The following is a 1,644-nucleotide window of genomic DNA, read 5'->3' as shown; positions in this document are numbered from 1 at the left end:
AATGGAGACTGGGTGTATCCCCTAGGCCATGACCACCGCAAAAATTAAACTATACCCAACACCCGACAAACGAGTATCAGTTCTTGTAATAGTTTGGGAACCGGCTAGTAGACGCAAAAAACGTATTCGTGACACACAATAATGTTCATCATTGCTACAAAAAGTATTCAAGCCCTTCAAACACTCAAGAGAATGTTTGGAGTGTATTACCATCGATTATTAGTACCAGTCAGCTCCACACCTTACAATGCTTCCACACCTGGCCTATCAACCTCGTGTTCTACAAGGAATCTCTCAAGACTCTAGATCTTACGGAATTCTTATCTTGGAGAAAGCTTCCCGCTTAGATGCTTTCAGCGGTTATCTCACCCGAACGTAGCTAACCAGCCATGCCACTGGCGTGACAACTGGCATACCAGAGGTTCGTCCACCCAGGTCCTCTCGTACTATGGGCAGGACTCCTCAAAATTCCAACGAGCGCAGAGGATAGAGACCAAACTGTCTCACGACGTTCTGAACCCAGCTCGCGTGCCGCTTTAATAGGCGAACAGCCTAACCCTTGGGACCTGCTCCAGCCCCAGGATGCGACGAGCCGACATCGAGGTGCCAAACCATCCCGTCGATATGGACTCTTGGGAATGATCAGCCTGTTATCCCCGGGGTACCTTTTATCCGTTGAGCGATGCCGCGTCCGTACACCGGCACCGGATCACTATTTCCGACTTTCGTCCCTGCTCGACCCGTCAGTCTCACAGTCAAGCTCCCTTGTGCAATTACACTCAACACCCGATTACCAACCGGGCTGAGGGAACCTTTGAGCGCCTCCGTTACTCTTTAGGAGGCAACCGCCCCAGTTAAACTACCCACCAGGCACTGTCCCTAACACGGATAACGTGTTGAGGTTAGACATCCAATATAAACAGAACGGTATTTCACTTGTCGACTCCACACAAGCTAGCGCCCATGCTTCACAGTCTCCCGCCTATACTACACAATCCACACCGAATGCCAATACCAAGATATAGTAAAGGTCCCGGGGTCTTTTCGTCCTTCTGCGCTTAACGAGCATCTTTACTCGTACTGCAATTTCACCGAGCTCCTGGTCGAGACAGTGGGGAAGTCGTTACGCCATTCGTGCAGGTCGGAACTTACCCGACAAGGAATTTCGCTACCTTAGGATGGTTATAGTTACCACCGCCGTTTACCGGGGCTTAAATTCACCACTTCACCAAAGTTAATGGATCCTCTTAACCTTCCGGCACCGGGCAGGCGTCAGTGCATATACAGCGACTTACGTCTTCGCATGCACCTGTGTTTTTGGTAAACAGTCGCTACCCCCTGGTCTGTGCCACCCCCAAAAGCTCCACCAGCAAAGTGGTTTCACCATCAAGGGTCTCCCTTATACCGAAGGCACGGGAGTAATTTGCCGAGTTCCTTGACCAGGATTCGCTCGATCGCTTTAGTATTCTCTACCTGACCACCTGTGTCGGTTTAGGGTACGGGCAGTTTGCACTCTCACACCGAAGTTTTTCTTGACACCAAGACACACCAAAACACCACCACAACGATGATGCGCATCACACCTCACCATACACGTCCAACGGATTTACCTATCAGACAGGCTGCGTGCTTACCAAGCCAAAA

The 1,644-nt window shown here is 50.4% G+C and carries 1 rRNA gene; it reads right to left on the bottom strand.

The window, feature by feature from the left end:
- Positions 1–199: 199 nt before the first annotated feature.
- Positions 200–1,644 (bottom strand): 23S ribosomal RNA (locus tag ACFQY8_RS08000); the annotation flags it as partial.

The sequence above is a fragment of the Alloscardovia venturai genome (assembly GCF_042676605.1).
Lineage (GTDB): Bacteria > Actinomycetota > Actinomycetes > Actinomycetales > Bifidobacteriaceae > Alloscardovia > Alloscardovia venturai.
The sequence above is the reverse complement of the archived record's forward strand: the minus strand, read 5'-3'. Positions and strand labels throughout refer to the sequence as shown.